General features: G+C 39.8%; 2 protein-coding genes and 2 pseudogenes. 3 read left to right on the top strand and 1 reads right to left on the bottom strand.

Translation table 11 applies throughout. From position 1 onward, the window contains the following. Positions 1–452: pseudogene (locus Q0386_RS07875) on the bottom strand (phage repressor protein); the annotation flags it as partial. Positions 453–845: 393 nt separating this feature from the next. Here Q0386_RS07875 and Q0386_RS07880 point away from each other — a divergent pair. The 3 genes and pseudogenes from Q0386_RS07880 to Q0386_RS07890 form a co-directional block, all read left to right on the top strand. After that, positions 846–1,028: a LapA family protein gene (locus Q0386_RS07880; RefSeq protein ID WP_297904325.1), complete on the top strand. Its 183-nt coding sequence runs from the start codon at positions 846–848 to the stop codon at positions 1,026–1,028. Next, positions 1,013–1,183 carry a hypothetical protein gene (locus tag Q0386_RS07885; RefSeq protein ID WP_297963680.1) on the top strand — a complete coding sequence of 57 codons (171 nt, stop codon included), beginning with the start codon at positions 1,013–1,015 and terminating at the stop codon, positions 1,181–1,183. Before Q0386_RS07880 ends, Q0386_RS07885 begins: the two co-directional genes overlap by 16 nt. 230 nt (positions 1,184–1,413) lie before the next feature. Further along, positions 1,414–1,658 (top strand): annotated as a pseudogene (locus tag Q0386_RS07890) (conjugal transfer protein); the annotation flags it as partial.

Here is a 1,658-nt window from a genome sequence, read left to right on the forward strand (position 1 = left end):
CAAAATACTATCAGATCGCTTTCGTGTATAGTAGGCTCCATAGAGTTACCAAAACAAGGAATTATCCCTATCGTGGCTTTTGGGCTTACGTTAAACATTATCCTCAAATCTTCCGGGTTAAACGGGAGCAAATCATCCTCGCCTAAGTCGCCGTTTTGAGCGCCGAAGCCCGCCGAGACTACGCCGTTTTTAAAAAATGGAACATAAATCGTATTTTCGCTAGTTGATGAAATTTGCTCTACGTTAGGACTCTCTATTTCATTGTTTAGCCAGTATTCGACGGGATAGCCTGAAAATTTAGCAAGCTTTGGCAGATATTTCTTTGTTTCCTTGCTGCCATTTTGCCATTGACTTATTAGTGATTGCGAAACACCCAGAATGCTAGCTAATTCTACCGTATTTATCCCCCTTGTGGATAGAAGCTCATTGATCTTTTGACCGAAGGTTTTCATTATGATCTCCTTATAAAAAATTACTTTTTGTAATATTCTATAATTTTTAACTACGAAAATCAAATTACTTTAAGTAACGTTTAATCTAACTAATAGTAATATAGAGTTATGAAAAAGATTACATATAGAAATAAGCTAAAACAATTTTTACGTAAATTTTATAGCTCTGACGGAACGATTTGCGTCTATTTGGCAGGAACAAACGACAAAAAGCCCAATGGGGATGTAAGATTTGCTGCTTATAAAGAGCTTAAACACCCATACGATAAGTGGGGCACTAATCTCCCGTCATATATCAAAGAACAAGACGAAAAGGCTGCTCAATGACCGCAGACCTTGCTTTTGCCATCGGCGGGATAATCGCGCTTTGCGTATGGGTTTGGAGAGTAGGACGTGAAGCTAAAACGCGAGATTAAAAAACTCAAGCGCGCGATAAAGAAGCTTCGCGAGGAGGTTGATAAGCTAGGTGGAGGCGCAAGCGCGATCGGTTTCATTACGGAAGAGTACAAAGATGAGGAAGAGGATATCGATACGCAAATTAGATGCAGAAAGGATAAAAAATGCAAACGACGTTAAACGCCGATGAAAAAAAGGCTGAAAACAAACGCTTTTTAAAATCGCTTAAAAAGATAATGACGGAGCTAGACAAACGCTCAAGCAAAAAAGACCAAGCTAAGATGGTAGAAATGATTATTTCTTATTTCGATCTAGATGGATATCTGCATCGTTAAGCTTACTCATGGCGTCTTTAATACTTTCGGCGATAGTATTAAACGCCTCCGCTACCATTTTAGGAGCATCCTCCGGTCTTGATCGGAGCATTTCTGCTTGTATTGCGAGTTTGGTTAGCTCTAAAACTATCTCTTTGTCTGTCATTTAAATCCTTTGCGGTGAATTTCTTAGCTTGGCGGCGGAATTCTACGAAGGATTTAACTGAAAGTCAAATTTAAGGAAGCAGGATATGAGACATTCATTTAACACCGACGTAGCAGAGCGCTACGGACTTCAAGAGGCGATATTATTGGACTGGATAGTTTTTTGGCTAGTAGAAAACGAGCGCAACGAGCGTAACTTCTACGAGGGCAGATGCTGGGTTTTTAACTCCGCTAAAGCACTTGCGGAAAAATTCCATTATTTAAGCCCGAACACCATCCAAAAAACGTTAAAAAGGCTAGAGGACGCAGGGATAATCATATCGGGGAATTT

Source organism: uncultured Campylobacter sp. (assembly GCF_938045625.1).
Taxonomy (GTDB): Bacteria; Campylobacterota; Campylobacteria; order Campylobacterales; family Campylobacteraceae; genus Campylobacter_A.

Bases quoted from the DNA above. Each gene is read 5' to 3' on its own strand.
- Q0386_RS07885 (WP_297963680.1), top strand. From the start codon at position 1,013: ATGCAAACGACGTTAAACGCCGATGAAAAAAAGGCTGAAAACAAACGC.